Source organism: Candidatus Paceibacterota bacterium, from assembly GCA_016782605.1.
Classification (GTDB): Bacteria; Patescibacteriota; Minisyncoccia; order Minisyncoccales; family RBG-13-42-11; genus BS750m-G71.
The window spans coordinates 1-19365 of sequence record JADHYE010000005.1 but is presented as its reverse complement, the minus strand read 5'-3'; the positions used below and the strand labels follow the sequence as shown (position 1 = coordinate 19365).

Below are 19365 nucleotides of genomic sequence, written 5' to 3'. Positions count from 1 at the left end.
ATTTCCAAAACAAAATGTCAAATATAGTTTCAGCTTTCATATCCCCTCACCCGCCGATAATCCTGCCTTCTGTTGGTTCAAAAGAAGACAGAGAGAAAGTTAAAACAACAATTGAAAGCCTTTACGTTTTATCAAAAGAACTTAAAAAAACAAATCCCCAGCAGATTGTCATTTCCTCTCCTCATCCTGATTGGGGGTTTGAGGTGCCTCTTTACTTTCTGGCTAATAACTTTCAGGGAAAGATTGATATGGTTTTAACTGGTTCAGAATCCCCGGAATTCTATTTTAACGAAGGAAAAAGAATATATAAGAATTTGGCAGAAGACAAGAAATACGCTTTAATTGCCTCAGGAGATCTTTCCCATTGCTTAAAAGAAGACGGTCCTTACGGATTAAACCCTCAAGGCGGGAAATTCGACAAAGAACTGATTGAATCTTTAAAAAAGAAAGATATTGAAAATATTCTTAAACTGGATAACAAATACCCGGAAGCCGGAGAATGTGGCTTAAGATCCATCTGCTTTTTATTAGGCATGCTGGAAGCCAATTCGACAAGGGCTTCGACTGAGCTCAGCCGAATGTCCTCAGGGCAAGTTTGGCAGCCAGAAATCTTATCATATGAATTCCCTTTCGGCGTTGGATATTTAGTAGCAAACTTTAAATTAAAATGAACCAATACGTTTTACTTGCCAAACAAACTGTAGAAAATTATCTGATAGAAAGGAAAATCATTGCTCCTCCGACAAACCTGCCTAAAGAATTTTTAGAGAAAAGAGCAGGCGTTTTCGTTACCATCGAAAAATGCGCCTCTTCGGCGCATCCGCCGATGAGGCGGGAACTAAGAGGCTGCATCGGCACTTATCTGCCCACGAAAATAAATATAGCTGAAGAAATCATCAATAACGCCATTGCCGCAGCTACCGAAGATTACCGGTTTGAGCCTATCAAAAAAGACGACATCCCCTATCTTTCATACACTATTTACGTCTTAAGCGAACCTGAATTAATCGAGAATATTAACGAGCTAAATCCTAAAAAATTTGGTATAATTGTAAAAACAGCGCCTTTTGCCTTTCCTAATGAAGATCCGGTGTTTGACGGCAATGTTTCTTCCAAAACAGGGCTTTTACTGCCTGATTTGGAAGGAATCAACGTACCAGAGGAGCAGTTTTCCATTGCCTGCCAAAAAGCAGGCATCAACCCCGAAAAAGAAGAAGTATTCATTTATCGCTTTATAGCAGAAAAATATGAAGGATAAGTCAAAAAAAAAGTCCACCTCATCGGCGGATGCGCCGAAGCGGCGCAAAAAACAGCGGGAAGAAACAAAAATTCAGGAAATAGTCAATTGTTATTTCTACAGCAAAGGCTTAAATCTGGAACAGATTAAAAAAGACGCCAAAAAGAAAAAGATAATCTATTCTAGATTTACCAGGCCGGCAAAACAGCTTTTAGAATTAGCAGGCTCTGCTAGAAAAGCAAAGAACGCCATCAACAAAGTAGCTGAATGGGCAAGGTCCAGAGGTTTGGATTATGCCATTGAAACGGTTTTTAAAAAATGGTTGGAATTGGATAAATTGAAGCCGAAAGAAATAGTCAAAAAGCCGTATTTCCAAGGGAATCAGATGGTTTGGTCAGAATCCAAGAAAAAATGGTACGTCATTTCTCCTGAGAACGACTGGCTGGAATTCGCCGGGAAAGAAGAAGAAATAGAGTGGCGTATTGTTAAGTGATTTATATGTTAAGAGGTCTAAAAATAGTATTTATTGGGACGCCAGAATTCGGCGCTATTATTTTAGATAAGCTTTGCCAAAGCGAATACAAGCCGGTTTTGGTTGCCACATCGTTAGACAAGCCAGTCGGCAGAAAACAAGTTATTACTCCTTCGCCAGTGAAAATGACAGCTGAGAAATATAAAATTCCAGTAGCTCAGCCAGAAAATATTAAAGACATTAAATCGGAAATCCAAAACTTAAAGCCTGATTTGGTAGTTGTTGCAGCCTACAGCCAACTAATTCCAAAGGACATATTGGAGATTCCAAGTTTTGGCTTTCTGAACGTTCATCCTTCTTTATTGCCAAAATACCGAGGTCCATCCCCTATCCAATACGCAATCTTGAATGGAGACGAAGAAGCAGGCGTAACCATAATGCTAATGGATGAAAAACTAGACAGCGGCAAGATAGTTTCCCTTTCTAGGCTTTCTATATCAGAAGAAATAACAGCAGAGCAACTGACTGAAAAAACAGCTGACTTAGGGGCAAAATTATTACTGAATATCATTCCAAAATGGATAAATAATGAAATAGAGCCCAATTCTCAAGACGAGAAAAGAGCAACCTACACTAAAATATTAAAAAAAGAAGACGGAAAAGTTGATTGGCAGAAACCAGTCGAAGAAATAGAAAGAAAAGTAAGAGCTTTTTCTCTTTGGCCTGGCACATATACTTTCTGGCAGAATAAAGGCAAAACAGTAAAGATAAAGATTTTAAAAACAAGAGTTTACAAATCATCCCAACAAAAGAGATATGATATAGGTAAGGTTTTAGTTGTTCCTCAAAACGAAATAGGCGTGCAGTGCAAAGAAGACTTTCTGGTTATTGAAAAACTGCAAATAGAAGGTAAAAAAGAATCAAATGCAGAAGAATTTTTACGGGGCCATTCCGACTTTGCCGGTTCAACCCTAGAATAACATGCTCTCACATAACGATTTTAAAAAAGGAATAGATTTCATTTTAAACAACCAGCCCTACGAAGTGCTGGATTCTTCTTTAGTTTTTAAAGGCAGAGGAGGTTCGGTTGTCCAAACAAAGATAAAAAATCTGATTACCGGTAGTGTAGTTTCGAAAACTTTTCACGCTGGAGAAGAACTTGAAGAAGCGGAAATTGAAAAAATCAAAGTGAAATTCATTTACCACAATCAGGGCAAGTTTTTTTTCTGTCACGAAAAAGACTCTTCCAAGCGTTTTGACCTGGTTGAAGAAGCTGTTGGAGAGAGCGCTGTTTTTCTAAAATCGAACGAAATTGTAGAGGGCCTGGAATTCAAAGCGAAAATAATCAACGTTTCCCTGCCGATAAAAGTCCAATTGAAAGTTATTGAAGCTCCCCCGGGAATTAAAGGAGACAGAGCTCAGGGAGGAACAAAGATAGTAAAGTTGGAAACAGGAGCTGAAATCAATGTCCCCCTTTTTGTTAAAGTCAACGATATTATTGAAGTCAACACGGAAAAGGGAGAATATGTCAGAAGGGTAGAATAAAATTTAAAACGAGACTTACTGAGAAGCCTCGTTTTCTCTTTGATCATTTCTAGTATTTTCTCTTCTTTATTTTTCTTTTATTATCTTTATCGCCTTGCCCTCAATTAGGGCTTCAGCGATTTTTTGGTGGGCTGATGTTAAAGTTCGTTGAAGTGTGCTTTGAGAAATTTTCATTCTTTTTGCCGCTTCAGCTTGGTCTAGGTTTTTAAAATCGCAAAGCCGCAATGCCTCCAGTTCGTCTATGTTTAAATCAACCTCATTCAGCATGGATAAAGGCACCGCTCTCGGTTTAAAATACACCACATCTGGGTCAAATAACACTCTTCTTGGTTTTATTGGTCTTGTCATATTATTTTCTAACTAAGTTAATTTTACATTTTGGACATTCAAGCGTCGAACAAGGGACGCCGCGTTCGTGAAGGGTTTTATAACCGCATTTCGAGCAGGTACAATAGCCGCCCGGCCCTTCTCCTTTCGCCTCTTCAATCTTTCCTCTAAATTTGCCTTTTCTTTGCCAACCAAAACTCCTGCCGAATTCTGGTTTATAAAATCCCGTTTCTACTTCGTGACTTGTGATTTGAATGGCGACATACTGAAGACTTTCTATTGCTTTTATAAGTTTTTCTCTTAAGCTGTTGGAAATTTTAGTTGCCTCTTCTACCTTTAAATTGCTCGGCAGTTTTATTTCCAAATTGGCAGTAACAGCCGAACCTTTTTTTTGGGTCTTTAAAGAAGAAATTTCGATATTCTGCGTTTTAGCGATTGTTTTTATCTTTTCCTCAATTTCTTCACCGGCTGAAACGTCAAGCAAAGAATCGACTGCTTCTTTTCCCAAAGAAAAAGATTTTTTAATGATATAAGCGCCAATCAAAAAAGCTAACAAGGAATCAGTATAAATCCAGTATTTTGTCAGAAACAAACCAGCGAGAACAGCCAGCGAAGCATAAACATCAACCCTTGAATGAAATCCGTCTGAAAGCAAGCTGATGGAGTTCTCTTTTTTACCAAAATGAATTTTTACTCTGGCCATTATTTCATTGACAGCTGCTGAAAATATCATTATTCCGAAAGCTAAATAGCTGACTTTAATTTTTTCAGGGTCAAGAAAACTTTGATAGGCCTCGTAAATAATTCCCAAGCCTGTCGCTAAAAGAATTATAGTAATAATTGTGCCGCTTAAAACCTCAAATTTATAATGGCCATAGGGATGTTTTTGGTCTTCTGGTTTTTTAGATATTTTGATTCCAATATAACCAACTGCCGAGGAGAAAATATCCATAAAAGAATGAACTCCCTCTGCTAAAATAGCGGCCGAACTCGAAAACACACCGACAGCGATTTTTCCTCCAGCTAAGATTGCGTTCGCCAGTATTGAGATAATAGCAACTTTTTCCTTCATTTACCGAGTTTTAATTTATTAGTTCGATGAGATAAATCTCATCTCTTGTCTCAATTTATATTTATCAATCGAACGTCGAAATGAAATAAATATTTCATTGAGCAAACGAAGGTGGAGATGAAGCTTTAGCTTCATCGACTAATTCTTTATTTATTTTATTAATAATTTCTTTGAATAATTTTCTATATTTTGGATTTATTTCAACCACGGGCTTCATTTTTATCGTTGATTCAACAAAATCTTTTCTGTAAGGGATTTTTCCCAAAATTGGAATTTTATTCATTTTGGCAAATTTTTCTATCTTTTTATAAAAATCTTTTGAGAGATCAAATTTATTAATAACAATTCCATGTTTAATCTTGAAATGATCGGCAAGGTATAAAACCCTTTTTAAATCAAAAAGGGCGGACGGTGTTGGTTCGGTTACCCCGATGATATAATCAGTGCCGACCAAAGAAGCAATGACGGGGCAGCCGATTCCCGGTGAGGAATCGATAACAATTACTTCGGCTTTCATCTTTTTATTAATCTTATCGGAATATTTCCTTACTTCAGCTACCACTTCGCCAGAAGCAAGTTCTCCCAATTTAAGCTCGCCCGAAACCAAATTGACCCCATTAGAAATCCGATTTCTAACGGGGTAAACATTATATTTTCCCGTATAAATTGTGCCGATTTCTTTTTTAGTTTCCGTTATTGCGCCGGTCGGACAGGCAACAATACAGGCCTTGCAACCAATACAAACATCTTTGACAAAAGCAGGAAATTTCCCTTTAACAGAAACAATGGCGTTTTGCTTGCAAACAGAAGCGCATTTGCCGCATTTTGTGCATTTCTTAAAATCCCATTTTGGAATCGGTTGATAAACAGTAATAGATTTTTTTCTTTTTACGGAAAGTAAAAGGTGGTCATTTGGGCATTCGGCATCTGCATCCACTAACATCGTTTTATTTCGTCTTGCGAATTCAACCGCCAGAGAAGTCGCCACCATTGATTTTCCCACCCCGCCTTTCCCCCCTGTTATTGCAATTTTCATATTTTATGCTCCTCGCAAACATCTTCCGGGCCTGCTTTTTTAAGTTTATTATTTTTCCACATCTCAAAAATCTCTTTTACCGTCTCCGCTTGACTGACATAAACATCAATTCCCAACTGACTGCATAAATCTAAAGCTCTTGGGCCAAGATCTTTGCACAAGAGAATATCTGCTCCATGCTTTTTCATCAATTCCGGTGGCAAACCCGCACCGCCCATGTGTTCGCTGGTATTATCTACAATTTCCACAACTTCACCTTTTTCATTAAGAAAAGTATATGTCAAACAGCGACCGAAATGTTCGGCTACTGTATCTTCTAGCCCTTTTTTGTTATCAGTCGGAATTACTATTTTCATCTCAATTCATTTTTTCAAGTTTCCCGTCGATAAATTCTTGCAAAACTTTTTCTATCGCGCCGTCTCCGTAATAAATTCCTATATTAAATTGCTTTAATACGTCTAAAGCTCTCGGCCCGACATTCTTTGTAATCACGGCCTTAATATTCTTTTCCGCCATCAGTTGAGCGGCTGAAATACCCGCTCCGCCCATCTGGTTTTCACTTTCATTTTTCATCGCTTCAAATTTTTTTATTTCCTGATTTTCAATTTCTGCAATAACAAAATAGGGGCATCTGGCAAATACCTCGCTGACATTATCTGTGAGTTTTTTTCCGGTTGAACTTACTGCTGTTTTCATTTTATTCTTTATTTAATTTTATTTTTTTCCTTTAAGTTCGGCTAAACGAGCTTCAATGGCTTTAAGTTCTTCTTTCAAATTTGCCATATCTTCTGCTAACATTTCCTTTTCTTCTGTTTTGGTGATTTGTGGCTGATACGGCTGATAACCATAAAAACCTCTTCGTCCAAAGCCTCTTCCTAATCCGCGGCCAAATCCCCTTCTAAAGCCCGTTTCGGCGCCACAAGGACCCATTCCCCAGCCTGTGCCGGGACCTGAACCTGAAGGACCTGTTGCATTAAATCTTGGCATAATTTTTAATAAGTATTGATTGCAATAGAGAACTCGACCAGGCGTTCTCTATTATGAATATATACCCACAATAGAACCTTGTCAAGGCCTTTATTCTTTAAGACAAATTATTTCAGAAAATAGCAGCGAAATAATAGAAAGCGAGCAGAAACAGCAGAATTGAAGCAAAAAGATTAAGGGCAACAATAAACCTTGGAGAAAGAATCCAAATCTTCATCGTGAAAACAGCAATCAAAAAGATAGCGAGTTCATCCAGCATGTAAAACAAAACGTAGATGCCGATATATAACAGAGACAGATAAAGAGGTAGATTGGCCCCAGCCAGTATTCCCGAGAATATAGCCGGAAGAACAGCAGAGCAAGGAAATTCAACAATAGTGATGACTGTGCCGAACAACAAGACTGCTCCGGCCAAAACCAAGATACTTGTCTTTCTTTCGAATATTCCCTGGACCCTTTTGGAAAACTTATCGGAAATGCCGCCAAACTGGCAAACAGCTCCTTTTTTGCGCACTTTAAAGAATTCTTTCAAGAAATAGACAGCGCCAGCCAAAGACAAAAGACCTATCAGTATTTCCATTTTTTTTATATAAGGAGCGACGAAAACGAAAAGCTGGTGCCATAAGAAAATCAAAAAGCCGTAGATAATTATCGTAGTTAAGACATATATTCCTCCGAAGATTAAGATTTTCTTTTTTGACTTTAAAGCAAGTGTCAGTCCTAAAATTAAAACTAATGCTCCCAAGGAACAGACACTAAATCCATCAAGGGTTCCCAAAACAACGGCCAGAGCAGGAAGAGAAAAATTGCCAATATCAATTTTCCCGAAGAACGGGATTTCTATTATTGTTTCTGAAGTTGTGCAAGGGCACTGTTCTGGTAGGTCTTTTCCTTCGGTCAGTTCTGAAATGTAATTTTCAATACTTTGGCCGATTTTTTCATTGAATCCGATAAAATATCTGTTTCCTATAAAAGTAACCGGCACAAAACCTTGTTTTTGAGCAGAAACATTATACTTTTGATAAAGTTCCTTTGCTAATTCAAGGTTTTCAGCAAAGTCATATCTCACTATTTCAACCTGGGCGCAGTTTTTCTCTAATTCGTCCAAAAACGCCTTTTCCATCAAACAATGAGGGCAGGTTGGACTGCCAAAAAAATATAGGGTCGGCTTGCTGTCTGTTTGTCCAAAAACAGGTAAAACCGGCAGAAAAACAATCAAAGAGAACAAAATGGCTAAGGTTATTTTTTTCATGTTATTTTCTTTCGTTTTTCGGCGTCTCTTACGCTTTTTTCATCCATGCCGAAATGGTGGGCAAGTTCGTGCCAGATAGTGTCTCTGACGATCTTTTTAATCTCCTCGTCAGAATCACCTACTTTTTCAATCGGATTCTTGAAAATAGTGATTTTGTCGGGTAAAGCCTGGCTGTATCCCCACCTTTTAGTTTGAGGAATGCCCTCATACAAGCCGAAAAGAAAAACGCCCTTTCTTATCTTTAACTTTTCCAATTGCTCTATTGTAGGCGTTTCTTCGATAATAATATCGACATTTTCCAGCATTTTTAAGAAATGCTCGGGAATGTCTTTTATGCCTTCATCCACCAACTTTTCAAACTCTTCCATAGTCATAGTTTCATTCTATTTTCTCCAATTTCTTTTCCAGTTCTTTGATTTTATTCTTTAATTCAATAATCCTTAGTTCCCTACCCACGGCAAACTTATTGAACTTTTCTAGCATTTCATTCTTTTCTTTCAATTCATCTTCTATTTTTTTGCGTTCGGTAATATCGCGGAGAATCGCCACCACACCAATAATTTTCCCCCGTACTTTCAAAGGAGAGCCAGAAATTTCAGCGAATAATTTTTTGCCGTCTTTTGTCACCCCTTCAACTTCATAAGGCATTATTTCGTTATCGGCTATTGTTCTAACGAAATTCATCAGTATTTGACCTAAGCTTTTAGGAGAAAACATTGTCATAAACTTCAAACGCTTGTCAACAAGCTCTTCTGCAGGATAACCCCCCATTTTAACAAGGCTTTTACTTATCTTAGTGATTTTCCCTGTTTTATCTAACATAACCAAACCGTCTCTGACGCTATCAAATATAGCTTCTAATGTTTCCTTTGAGTTGTCTGTTTTTATGTTATCTTTTTGCGATTCTTTCCTCATATATCAGATTATATCAAAAAATCTCCTATTTTTAAAAGCGTTTCATTGATTGGCAATATCGCTTTTTATTTCATCCCCCTTTTTTCCAATTCCTTTACTTTTTTCTTTAATTCAATAATCTTTAGTTCCCTACCCACGGCAAACTTATTGAACTTTTCTAGCATTTCATTCTTTTCTTTCAATTCATCTTCTATTTTTTTGCGTTCGGTAATATCGCGGAGAATCGCCACCACACCAACAATCTTTCCTTTCAATCTCAAGGAATTGCCGGAAACTTCAGCAAACAGTTTTTTACCGCTTTTTGTCATTCCTTCAATTTCATAAGGCATTGCTTCGTTGCCGGCTAATGTTCCTATAAAATGAATCAGCATTTGACTTAAACTTTTAGGAGAAAACATTGTCATAAGTCCCAAACGTTTACTAATGATTTCTTTTCTAGAATAGCCTCCCATTCTAATGAGGCTATCGCTTATCTGGATGATTTTTCCTGTTTTATCTAAAATAACCAAACCGTCCCTGACGTTATCAAAGATAGCTTGCAATGTTTCTTTAGAGTTATCTGTTTTTACACTATTTTTTATTGGTTCTTTTTCCATTTCTTTTATTTTTTGTTTGTCGTTCATATTTTTGATTATACCATTCTTTTGATTTCCTTTATCAACTCCGGCAATTCAGTCTGGTTAAAATGTCCCCTATTTTTGAATATTACAGTTTTTGCTCCAGGTAAAGCTTTAACGTATTTCTTCATATCGGAAAAAGGAACGACTTTGTCATCCTTGCTATAGTAAATAACGATTTTATTGGTCTGTTTTTCAAGGTTTTTAAGGCTTTTGGGCGGTTTAAAATCAGCTAAGGAGTATTTCTTGCTTTTCCCGCTAAAAGGGGCAGAAACCAGGAAAACAGCCATTATTCTTTTCGGAAACTTGTTTTCAGCTAAATATTTAGCTAAAAAAGCAGCGCCAAGGGAATGTCCCAACAAGATAACGTTGTTCCTTAAAAAAGGCAACAGTTTCTCAAAGATTATCTTCCATTCTTTGTATTTTGCGTTCATCGGATTTGGCATTTTGGGATAAATGACTTCAAAGCCCTTTCCCAGCTTTACGGCTAAAGTTTCCTTCCATCTTTTTGTTTTCAGTTTGTTAATCTCAATCTCATAGCTTTTCAAAAAAGCCAAATAATCCTTGTAGCTTTTAAAGGTATCGCCGCCGTGAATAACAACAACTTGTTTTTTCATATTGATATATTTTAACAAAAAATCGCCCATTTGGCGACCTGTTGAGGACAATCCTCAACGATCTTGCTACGAAAAAGCCCCGCCAGAAGGCGAAGCTTTTTCTTTATCCAAACTGGAAGTGAATAATAAAACAACCGAAAGCTATTGTCAAGTAGTGAAAAGGCCATCTTATTTTTTAAAAATGCCCGTTAATTTTCCTATTTTAGAATTTAATCTTTTCCGCAAACTTGCCTAATAATGGAATTTCTTTCTTTTTCTTGTTTAGAACATTAACGATTCCGATAATGCTCAGAACAAGCCAGACAAACCAAAAGATATTGCCCAGGAACCATAAAAAGATAAAGATGCTAAAAAATATACAAGTGGCCACTTCAGCAACAAACAAAACAAAGCCTTGTTTTGCATGGAAACTGACAAATTCATCTTTCTGTTTTGTCAGAATGGGAATTAAACAGAGAAAGCCAATATAGCTGATAATAGCCATTATATTAGACTTTTCTTTTTTTGGTTTCTCTTCCATATATATGTTTAGTTAGTTATTAATTAATTTATCGACTTTTTATAAAAAACCAGCTTGTAGCCGTCAGGATCTTTAATAGCGAATTCCCTATTCCCCCATTCAAAGTTTTTGGGAGGAGCTGAAGGATTTAGTCCGTTATTCACCAATTCAGAATATTTCTCGTCAACATTATCAACGTTAACATATAGAAACACGCCAGCTCCCTTAAACCTATCAATATCTTGTTTAAAGAACACTTTTGCCTGGTCGTAGCAATGAAGCTCAAAATCGCCTAATTTAGCAATAATATAGTTATCTGTTTGTTTTGCAATCTCAAAACCCAGCTTTTCATAAAAAGAAGCTGTTTTATCCAAATCTGATACGTAAAGTAAGATATAGTTAAATTTCATTGAATTTTTCTATTAAAATATTCTCCCAGCATCTTTTTCAAATAATTCTTGAACTTTATCTGCTCTGCTATCGAATTATACATTTCCAAAGCAATAACCTTTGAAAAAATGAACTTAGGAAGGGTTTCCAAGTAATTGAAGTCTTTCACGTTCTTTACCGTATGCATGTCCGTATTCTTCTTCCAATCATAGCCGTTTAAATGATTGCAGGTAAATTTGCTTTTATTTCTCTTGATATAGGTATAATCAAACTCTTTGGTCCAGGAAATCAGGGCTACCTTGAAATGGGACAAATCAACGCAGAATCCTCCGATCTTTTCAATCTTTACTTTAGGAGAAATGTAGTCGTCAGTATTCATTTCCAGATAAAGCTTTTTCTCAAATCCCGGCCATTTGTCTAAAAAGCCGAAACTGTTCTCATGGATCGTAAAGTATTTGGTTTTGAATTTGCTTTCTAAAAAAACAAATTCTTCCACCTCCATGTCGTTTCTCACGTGGCAAAGCGGTATTTTTTTAAGCGTGGAATCTAAAAGAGCCCGGTAGATTTTCTTTCTTTCAGCTTGGTCAAGCTCTTCCAAAAACAAAGCTGCCTTTTTAATTTTCAATTTATTTAAAGCTTCTAATTTTTCTTCTGCACGGCAGTGAAGACCTTTTCCGTCGGTAATACCGAGCAAAATGCGATTTTCAAAGTTTATTTTAGGCATTAACTTATGTTTAGGGTATTTTCATTTTCTTTCTAAAACCTTGAATCCTACAATTATTGAATCGCAAAGAAAGTTTTCTAAAGGAATAAAGTCGTTGCCAAGCTGCGCCTTTCTCAAATAATTATTATAAAAACGCTTCTTTTTTTGCTCTATGACGGCCGGCGGCAAATTATTCTTCAGCAGCATCGCGCCAGCGAGCAAGCGCCCCACCCTTCCATTGCCGTCGGAAAAGGGATGGATTTGTTCAAATCTGCTGTGTATATTCGCAGTATGAGCGACAATATCTTTGTACTTATGGTTAATATCTTTTGTCAATTCTTGCATTAATCTTGGCACCTTTAAATAATTGGCTGTTGGCACGTATGTTCCGACAATGCGTACTCCGTGGTTCCTATAAGCACCAGCGTCCTTTCTAATACCATTCATCAGAATGCCATGGAGTTTCAGAATAAATATCTCATTAATTTTGAATGAAGCGGATAAAAGGCTTTTTAATAGATATTCTAAGGCGGCTTGATGATTTTTTACCTCTAACTGTTCTATAATATTTTTATTCGGTAAAGAAACATTATCAAACATAATCGCCCTGGTCTCGTCTTCGGTAAGGGTGCTGCCTTCTATTTTATTTGAATGATAAGTTAAAGAAAGCAAAAATTGATCGTAAATGTCAGTGCTCTTTACTATTTTCTTTAAGACGTTCCCGCATTTCCGCGATTTGTCTGTAATTATTTGTTTTTTTGCCCGTAAGGGATCCTCTTGGATATTTTTCTGTCCGGTGTAAAGAAAATATAAATCATTTATATTTTTATCGCCTTTTTTGTGCGCTTTTGATTTTCCGTTAATCCAACTGTTAAGCGTAGCAAAAGACACCCTGAGTTTTTCAGCCAGTTTTTCTTGCGTTAATCCGGAAAGGTTTTGAATGATTTTCAGCTTATCCTGTATAGTCATACGTTCCCATTATATAAAACTTTATAAAGTATGTCAAATCTGAAAAGTTTATAAAGTTTGCTAGTAAGCGAAGCATAAAATGAGATATAAGAGCATATTCTAGTGTCTCATTTTCCGATATTTCGCATAAAGCCACTTAATAATAACTCCAACTATTATTCCTAAAACAGCTCCGGCTAAAATATCGCTTGGCCAATGAACTCCAACGAATATCCTTGCTATGCCCATTAACGTGGAACATATGAGAAAGAATATCCCTAATTTTTTGTTAAAGCTGTATATGACAGCGCTTAAGGCAAAAAACAGAATGGCGTGGCCAGAAGGAAAAGATTCTAAGTTTTCAGCAGGATTGGCAGATATAAGCTTATTGGTTAAGGGTAAATCTACATACGGCCTTGGACAAGCATAAAAAAGCAATATTGTCTCTTTAACTACGAATTTGGCGATAAGAGCACCGATTATGGAAACCAAAACCATTGCCCTGTTTTTTATCCTGTCTCTCTTGGGCCAAAACAAAAAAGACAACAGCAACAGTATCAATAAATACGGCAGATAATCTGCCAGGAATATTCCTAAGGCATCTATGATCTTCGATTGATTAGCTAGACCGTTGATGGCTTCAAATATTTTAAGGTCGCAATACATATGTTTTATCTTTTAATAAGACTAATTATATAGGGCAGGAATATTAGAATTCCTATAACAATAGACCCAAGCACCGAAAGCAAAACTGCGCCGGCTGAAAAATCTTTGATTCTTTTTACCATTGGGTGGTGGTCCGACTGGATTATATCCAAAAACTTTTCAATCTGAGAGTTAATTAATTCAAGGCTTAAAACCATTAAAATGGTCAGAAGTAAGATAGATTTTTCTATGTAATTCAAACTAAGAACCATCATGAACAATATGACTATGGACCCTATTAAAAGCTGTATTCTGAAATTTCGTTCCTCCTTGAAAGTCGCTACTATTCCCAAAAATGCGATTTTTAACCTTTTTAAAAACTTTTGATTCTTCACAATTATTTATTAATATTTGACGCGGCTCGGTCGGGACTATTTTAAGCTATTTTAACACAAAATGAAACAAATCAAAATTTCGTCAAAAATAAGAGTCGCTGAGGCTTTATGCCGCAGCGACTTATGCTTGTGATTATGATATGATGGTTTATTTCTTCCCGGTCAATTCTAGCCAGTGAGTCTTTGGACGATACCTCTGGGAACCGGCTTTGCATAACGGACAATCTTTCGGATAAACTGCCCAGATTTCTTTTTCAATCACCGCAATAACTTTCCGGTCGCCGTAATCTGCCGGTAGTTTTGGTGGCCGATGAACTAAAGCGCCGACAATCGGCAGGAAATTAACTGGTTCGCCATTTCCTTCTTCAACTGCTCGACGGACTTCCGTCATCGTTCCACTGGTGGTAATCAGCTCCTCAATTTGGAGTACTTTAGCACCGGCTGGAATTTTCATTCTCGCCCAGAGCATGTTTTTGCCCTTTAGATCGACTGGATCTTTCTCTACGAATCCATGGACAGCTCCAAAAGCTTTTGCCACTTCATATGAGAAAGTAATTGTGGCATAAGCAGAACCAATAACCCAATCTGGTGTGGATATTCCCTGGTTCTTCAGTTCCTTGGCAAGTTGTTTAGCGAGAATTTCGGCGAGATTCGGATACTTTAAAACCCGCATACAGTCGAAGAAGCCGTTGCTGCACATTCCTGAAGTTAATTCGGCATGAGGTTTTTTGGGATCGCCATCGTGAATCCAGGCAGCATCACAGAGGTCAAACCAGTAAAGAATCTCATCTGGGAAAGCAGCCACCATCTTCTTTGGATCAATCTGACGTATAATATCTGTCTTTTCCATGTCTTTCCCCCTTATAAAACCTCGGCGATTTCTTCTGCGATTTTTTTCGCAGCTTCGACCGGCCCGCCAACCTCCGGCGGTGGTTGTGTTATCGGCCGACCAATAACGAGGTAGTTGGCTCCAGCTTTAATCGCTTCGCCGGGAGTCATCACTCTTTTCTGGTCTCCGGTTGCGGCCCAAAGAGGCCGAACGCCAGGAGTTACTACCAAAAATTCCGGCTGAGTATGTTTCCGAATAACCTGGATTTCCTGAGGTGATGCGATTACGCCGTCAAGCTTAGCTTCTTGAGCAAGCCAGGATAATTGATGACCGACCAGTCTCTCGATTCGCTGACGTTTTATCTCCGCTAATTCTTTCGGATCAGCGATGTTGAGATCTTCATAAATCCCCAGCAAAACCAAATCGTTGTAGTTGAGGCTGGTGAGCAGCGTTACCCCCAATATAATGGGAGATTTTTTGCTCAGGCTTTGAGCGGTTTCATCAGCTGCTTTCCTGGCAGCCTTCATCATTTCCAGTCCGCCGAAGCAATGGACATTGAATATATCAACGCCTAATTTCGTTACAGCTGCTGAAGCGCCGGCAACGGTATTGGGAATATCCTTGAATTTCCCGTCGAAAAAAATCTTTCCGCCGGCTTCCTGAAGTTCTTTAACGACTACCGGTGCCCCTACGCTCGTCAAAAGCTCAAGGCCGACCTTGAAGTAGCCAACATACTGGTAGAGAAGTTCTACTAGCTTCCGTGCTTTTTCCCGACTGTCCACATCTAGTGCCACAATGATTCTGTCTTTAGCTTCCATCTCTGTTGTTTTTCCTCCTTTTAGTTTTTGTCTTGATTATATTTTCAGTCCTTATTCAATTATTAATAGTGCATTCCCCTCCTTTTTATAATTTTATATTTTATTTTTACCACATTCAGGGAAAAAGTCAAGTTTCAAAAAATCGCCATTTCGGGCGACTTTTAGACATGTCTCATAATGTCTCTCGATCGGGGTGTTTTTAAGCTGAATTGAGACAAATGAGACACTGCTTAAGGATATATTTAAATGTCTTATTTTGTGCCCACAGGCCTTGTTATCAGTCTCGGCCTGGCACGGATACTTTCAATTGCTCATTGTTTTTATATAAGTCGGGGTCGATTATTCTTTCAAAGCAGGTTCTCTCTGCTTCATGATCCCAATTTTGCTGAAATGAACCATAGGGTAACGGCTCCTCCATGTAAAAAGATGTTGAACCCTTATAAGTCGAGCTGAAGTCTTTAGTTGAAGTTTTAAATGTTGCACATAATTCAAATGAAACAAGACTAAGAATATTATACTCATATGAGGCATCGTTCTGAGGATCTTTTGGGACAACAAATCCGGAAATACTGTCTTCTAATCCGTTAAGGCTTTGAGGAAGACTTTCTTTCTGTGTCCAGTAATTAACAATTTGGCTCTGCAGTATCTGGAGGTCATTTACTCTTCGTTCATCAAATCTTCTGTCCCGCTGCTCTGCTGGCGTGCCAATAATGAAAAAACCTGCAATTATGCTTGCTAATACCACAAAAGAAAGAGTCCAGGCAAGTATCTTGGGAGTTTTGGACTTTATGTTTTTCCGTCTCAGCTCCCAAATATAATATCCGAAAACAGCCGCAGCCACCAAAAGCACAACAAGCATTTTCAAAAAGAACTGAATAGTCAATTCGCCACTCAAGAAGTTATAGACAAAAGTAATAAGATCTACAATGATAGTAACTGCAGATATAAAAAGAGTGAAATAAATCAGCCCTTTTCTTAATCTCAGCTCCCGCTTTTCTTGATTACTGGCGATGTCTTTTGCCAATAGCCATGAGGTTAAAAGATATACCGGAACCGCTACGGCAAGCATTGATGTTGATAAACGAACCGCATTTGCTATGTTCGTATAATAAAAATTGAGGGGGTCGGGAAAAATAGCGCTGATATACTGGATATAAAGCGTAATAAAACCAATAACGCTTATAAAAAAGGTGAGAATATTCAAAAGATGCAAAAAAACATCTTTTGGCGTGTTTTCTATAGTGGTAGTGTTGTATTCCATAGTTTCAGTATACCATACAATACTAAATATAGTAGGATGCTGTGTCCCCCAGTCCAGAACCAAGGTTTTAGGGGGAAATTTAGGCTGTTTTGGGTTTCCCCACCAAACCCCTCTCGGTCGGCCTCGATATTGTGCTGACTGGTGCTGGCGCTATGGGATGATGTTGAAACCTCGTTAATTAGTTCGCTTTCTTTAATCGATTTATATCATCAACACTAATCCAAGCAGACATAGCACCGAAACCAGTTTTATCAATATTAAAGGGTTTTATTTTTTCCACATTGTCAAAAAAGACAAGAATACAGTAATTCTTACCTGAAACATATTCTCTAATTTCCGGCATTATGTGGCTCGTTCCCAAATCTACTTTCCCGTATTTAAACAATATTTGTTCTATTTTTTTGGCAGTAAGATTGTCAAATTGAAGAACCTTAACCACTTCTGCCCTGACAGATACTGGTCCACCAGAATCTTTGAAATAAATAACGTCACTGGGCTTTATTTTATTCCAAGGAGAGTATCTTGATTTATACCATCTTGATTCAATTGTTTTCTCGCCAGTCAAAATTTTTTCGATCAAACCCCAGGATTTTTTCATAACTGCAATATGATTCATGTAGTTTCATTATACTAAAAAACCACCCTATTGGCGACTTTTTACAAATTGGCTGGCATCCTCGGTCTTGAACCGACATTTTAAGGGGAAATTCGGGACTTTTCGGGGTGTCTCACCGATTGAGAGTATTTTTTTTGTGCCTTATTTTTAGCTGAATTTTTATTTTCTCTTGCAGAAACAATAATCCTGGAAACAGATATTAAGTTGGAAATTAAGGCAATCAATATTAATGCAGGAAATATTAAGCCTGTTATCCCTGCGAACATAATAAGAAGAAGTCTTCCTGGTCTTTTAAATTTAGGACCGTACCACACAAGTTTACGATCTGTTATGTCGCGATGCTTAGCAGGTAAATAGTTAAGAAGTGCAAGTCCCATGACCGCAAATGCTGCAATGGGCCAAACTAATGAATTTTGGCTAATTGCCCAATAGCCGTAAGCCATGCCAATCACAATTAACATATCTATATAACGATCAAATGAGTCATCGAGCCAAGCGCCAAATTTACTTGATAAAAACTTGAGTCTTGCAATTTCTCCGTCACAACCGTCGGTAATCGAAGTCAGCTGGGCCAATACCCCTCCTATAAAAATCCAGGGGAAACTTCCTTTCGCAAAAAGAAAGGCGGATGAAATCCCAATCATTAAATTGAGTATAGAAATTTTATTAGGAGTAAGCCCGGTTTTTACTAAGTATTTTGAAATAAATATAGAAACCTTTCGATTAATTATTTTTGATATAATTCCATCCTCGGATTTATTAAGATTCTTAAGAAGTTTTTTTTCTGCAAATTTGATATCTGCATAAGTGTCGCAGTCTGACCAAAATCTTCCTTTAATATTAAACGCCCTCAGTTTTCCTTCTTTTGCAATAACTCTCATTCCATTAGTCAATGAATTTTTATGATCTGAGATTGTTTTTTTTAGAATTTCAAAAATATAGGGTGAGCACAAAAACATTCCAGTATCGTAGGCATTATAGACATTAAGATTCTTGCTTATTGAATCAATTTTGTTATTTTTAACTAAAACTTTTGTGGTATCGTCTATATCTAAAACGGAATCCATATTTTTATCTATAGCAAGAGTACACTCGTCCTTTTTTAATTTTATTCTCTTAAGCCTAAGGAGTGTTCGCCAGTCAAAGACATGGTCAGACATTAGAAGAATAAAATCTTCCTTAAAATAATCTTTCGCTTTAAGGACAGAAATTCCATTTGCCTCCTCCCATTTATTATTATGAACATAAGCGATTGAAACACCAAAACGACTACCGTCGCCAATAGTTTCCTTGAGTTCTTTTCCTTTATAGCCGGTAATAATTACAAACTCAAAAATACCTGCCTCTTTTGCTCCAAGAATAACTCTCTCAATGATCTTTAAGCCTAATAAGCTCATAAGCGATTTATGTCGCCCACGAGTTACCAATTGCATTCTTGTGCCATTACCGGCTGCAATAATTAATGCCTTCATAGTTGCTCTTAAATTAAAAATAAAAAGGCTAAGAACACGCATTCAACTGGCTTAAACCGCTTTGTATATTGCCTTCAATTGATTAACCACCAGATTAATCGACCGCCCTCTTAAAATACAAGATTGGCTGGTCAATAAGCAGTTTATGTCACCCACTTGTTTGCCTGGTTTTAACCTATCCATCGTAGAATAGCTTAAATTTGGACTTGTGTCAACATAAAAACCCACTGATAGTGGATTAAGATTACTGAGATACCCCCCTTCGGTCTAAAACCAAGGTTTTAAGGATGATTTCAGCCTTTTTTAGGGTTGCCTTAAAACGCCACTCAGTCGACCTATTTTATACAAAGCTCGCAATTTTGTTGGTTAATTCGTCCTTCCCTTCGTTTGTTCTGGCCGAATATCCAAAAACCGGCATATCTCGTGTTTCTTTCATAATTGACGAAAGCTGTTTTTCCGCGGCGGCTCTGGCTAATTTATCAATTTTATTTGCAACAATGACAATTTGGTGTTTATTTGCCTTAAGAATTTTTATCATATCCCGGTCAAGAGCGGTCAAGCCGACATTAGCGTCAATAATCAAGAAAACCGCCTTGGGCCTTGCATCGGAAAACTCGACATACCAAAAAATCCTTTTGATCATTTTGTTGCGTTCCGATATCGAACATTTCGCATATCCATATCCGGGAAAATCCACAAAATAGAAAGAATC

28 protein-coding genes are annotated in these 19365 nt (G+C 37.5%); 5 read left to right on the top strand and 23 right to left on the bottom strand.

Translation table 11 applies throughout. The annotated features are described in order from the left end of the window. Positions 1 to 14 precede the first annotated feature (14 nt). Genes amrB through ISS83_02380 form a run of 5 tightly spaced genes read left to right on the top strand, consistent with a single transcriptional unit; the run spans position 15 to position 3254 of the window. Complete coding sequence (amrB, locus tag ISS83_02400) at positions 15 to 671, top strand: AmmeMemoRadiSam system protein B (protein MBL7142479.1); 657 nt, start codon at positions 15 to 17, stop codon at positions 669 to 671. Next, entirely contained in the window at positions 668 to 1258 is a 591-nt protein-coding gene (locus tag ISS83_02395) for an AMMECR1 domain-containing protein (protein MBL7142478.1), read from the top strand. Before amrB ends, ISS83_02395 begins: the two co-directional genes overlap by 4 nt. Further along, positions 1248 to 1730, top strand: coding sequence for a hypothetical protein (locus tag ISS83_02390; protein ID MBL7142477.1), 483 nt, complete (start codon positions 1248 to 1250; stop codon positions 1728 to 1730). The genes ISS83_02395 and ISS83_02390 overlap by 11 nt, the downstream gene beginning before the upstream one ends. 5 nt (positions 1731 to 1735) lie before the next feature. After that, on the top strand, positions 1736 to 2689 hold the full coding sequence (locus ISS83_02385; protein MBL7142476.1) for a methionyl-tRNA formyltransferase: 954 nt from the start codon (positions 1736 to 1738) through the stop codon (positions 2687 to 2689). A gap of 1 nt (position 2690) precedes the next feature. Further along, positions 2691 to 3254, top strand: a complete 564-nt coding sequence (locus ISS83_02380) for an elongation factor P (protein ID MBL7142475.1) — start codon at positions 2691 to 2693, stop codon at positions 3252 to 3254. 66 nt (positions 3255 to 3320) lie between these two features. Here the strand turns inward: ISS83_02380 and ISS83_02375 are convergent, their stop codons facing one another. The 23 genes from ISS83_02375 to ISS83_02265 form a co-directional block, all read right to left on the bottom strand. Then, on the bottom strand, positions 3321 to 3602 hold the full coding sequence (locus ISS83_02375) for a DUF134 domain-containing protein (protein ID MBL7142474.1): 282 nt from the start codon (positions 3600 to 3602) through the stop codon (positions 3321 to 3323). 1 nt (position 3603) lies between these two features. Then, complete coding sequence (locus tag ISS83_02370) at positions 3604 to 4653, bottom strand: cation transporter (GenBank protein ID MBL7142473.1); 1050 nt, start codon at positions 4651 to 4653, stop codon at positions 3604 to 3606. Between the two features lie 94 nt (positions 4654 to 4747). Beyond that, the gene (locus ISS83_02365) at positions 4748 to 5689 is read right to left on the bottom strand and encodes an ATP-binding protein (protein ID MBL7142472.1); all 942 of its coding nucleotides are present in this window, start codon (positions 5687 to 5689) and stop codon (positions 4748 to 4750) included. Beyond that, positions 5686 to 6045: a NifB/NifX family molybdenum-iron cluster-binding protein gene (locus ISS83_02360; protein ID MBL7142471.1), complete on the bottom strand. Its 360-nt coding sequence runs from the start codon at positions 6043 to 6045 to the stop codon at positions 5686 to 5688. Before ISS83_02360 ends, ISS83_02365 begins: the two co-directional genes overlap by 4 nt. Before the next feature lies 1 nt (position 6046). Further along, positions 6047 to 6385 carry a NifB/NifX family molybdenum-iron cluster-binding protein gene (locus tag ISS83_02355; protein MBL7142470.1) on the bottom strand — a complete coding sequence of 113 codons (339 nt, stop codon included), beginning with the start codon at positions 6383 to 6385 and terminating at the stop codon, positions 6047 to 6049. An 18-nt stretch (positions 6386 to 6403) separates the two neighbouring features. Then, positions 6404 to 6676, bottom strand: a complete 273-nt coding sequence (locus tag ISS83_02350) for a DUF5320 domain-containing protein (protein MBL7142469.1) — start codon at positions 6674 to 6676, stop codon at positions 6404 to 6406. 112 nt (positions 6677 to 6788) lie between these two features. Then, complete coding sequence (locus ISS83_02345) at positions 6789 to 7928, bottom strand: thioredoxin family protein (protein ID MBL7142468.1); 1140 nt, start codon at positions 7926 to 7928, stop codon at positions 6789 to 6791. Continuing rightward, on the bottom strand, positions 7925 to 8302 hold the full coding sequence (locus ISS83_02340; GenBank protein ID MBL7142467.1) for a metallopeptidase family protein: 378 nt from the start codon (positions 8300 to 8302) through the stop codon (positions 7925 to 7927). The genes ISS83_02345 and ISS83_02340 overlap by 4 nt, the downstream gene beginning before the upstream one ends. A 4-nt stretch (positions 8303 to 8306) precedes the next feature. Next, the gene (locus tag ISS83_02335) at positions 8307 to 8843 is read right to left on the bottom strand and encodes a PAS domain S-box protein (protein ID MBL7142466.1); all 537 of its coding nucleotides are present in this window, start codon (positions 8841 to 8843) and stop codon (positions 8307 to 8309) included. Between the two features lie 65 nt (positions 8844 to 8908). Continuing rightward, the gene (locus tag ISS83_02330) at positions 8909 to 9466 is read right to left on the bottom strand and encodes a PAS domain S-box protein (GenBank protein ID MBL7142465.1); all 558 of its coding nucleotides are present in this window, start codon (positions 9464 to 9466) and stop codon (positions 8909 to 8911) included. A gap of 8 nt (positions 9467 to 9474) precedes the next feature. Next, positions 9475 to 10077 carry an alpha/beta hydrolase gene (locus ISS83_02325; GenBank protein ID MBL7142464.1) on the bottom strand — a complete coding sequence of 201 codons (603 nt, stop codon included), beginning with the start codon at positions 10075 to 10077 and terminating at the stop codon, positions 9475 to 9477. Positions 10078 to 10279: 202 nt separating this feature from the next. Beyond that, the gene (locus ISS83_02320) at positions 10280 to 10597 is read right to left on the bottom strand and encodes a hypothetical protein (GenBank protein MBL7142463.1); all 318 of its coding nucleotides are present in this window, start codon (positions 10595 to 10597) and stop codon (positions 10280 to 10282) included. 23 nt (positions 10598 to 10620) lie between these two features. Continuing rightward, a complete protein-coding gene (locus tag ISS83_02315; GenBank protein MBL7142462.1) occupies positions 10621 to 10986 on the bottom strand; it encodes a VOC family protein in 366 nt (121 codons plus the stop codon). Beyond that, a complete protein-coding gene (locus tag ISS83_02310) occupies positions 10983 to 11690 on the bottom strand; it encodes a hypothetical protein (GenBank protein ID MBL7142461.1) in 708 nt (235 codons plus the stop codon). Before ISS83_02310 ends, ISS83_02315 begins: the two co-directional genes overlap by 4 nt. A 21-nt stretch (positions 11691 to 11711) precedes the next feature. Further along, a complete protein-coding gene (locus ISS83_02305) occupies positions 11712 to 12638 on the bottom strand; it encodes a Fic family protein (protein MBL7142460.1) in 927 nt (308 codons plus the stop codon). Between the two features lie 99 nt (positions 12639 to 12737). After that, positions 12738 to 13283, bottom strand: coding sequence for a phosphatase PAP2 family protein (locus ISS83_02300; protein ID MBL7142459.1), 546 nt, complete (start codon positions 13281 to 13283; stop codon positions 12738 to 12740). Positions 13284 to 13288: 5 nt separating this feature from the next. Next, positions 13289 to 13624 (bottom strand): diacylglycerol kinase family protein, encoded by a 336-nt coding sequence (locus ISS83_02295; protein ID MBL7142458.1) that lies wholly within the window; start codon positions 13622 to 13624, stop codon positions 13289 to 13291. Positions 13625 to 13805: 181 nt separating this feature from the next. Next, entirely contained in the window at positions 13806 to 14507 is a 702-nt protein-coding gene (locus ISS83_02290) for a hypothetical protein (GenBank protein MBL7142457.1), read from the bottom strand. Between the two features lie 11 nt (positions 14508 to 14518). Then, positions 14519 to 15304, bottom strand: coding sequence for an orotidine-5'-phosphate decarboxylase (gene pyrF / locus ISS83_02285; GenBank protein ID MBL7142456.1), 786 nt, complete (start codon positions 15302 to 15304; stop codon positions 14519 to 14521). A gap of 277 nt (positions 15305 to 15581) precedes the next feature. Beyond that, entirely contained in the window at positions 15582 to 16565 is a 984-nt protein-coding gene (locus ISS83_02280) for a hypothetical protein (GenBank protein ID MBL7142455.1), read from the bottom strand. 178 nt (positions 16566 to 16743) lie between these two features. Next, positions 16744 to 17181 (bottom strand): ASCH domain-containing protein, encoded by a 438-nt coding sequence (locus ISS83_02275; GenBank protein ID MBL7142454.1) that lies wholly within the window; start codon positions 17179 to 17181, stop codon positions 16744 to 16746. A gap of 80 nt (positions 17182 to 17261) precedes the next feature. Beyond that, on the bottom strand, positions 17262 to 18653 hold the full coding sequence (locus ISS83_02270; protein MBL7142453.1) for a CDP-alcohol phosphatidyltransferase family protein: 1392 nt from the start codon (positions 18651 to 18653) through the stop codon (positions 17262 to 17264). 340 nt (positions 18654 to 18993) lie between these two features. Then, the coding region (locus ISS83_02265; GenBank protein MBL7142452.1) for a YihA family ribosome biogenesis GTP-binding protein at positions 18994 to 19365 on the bottom strand (372 nt) is incomplete at its 5' end.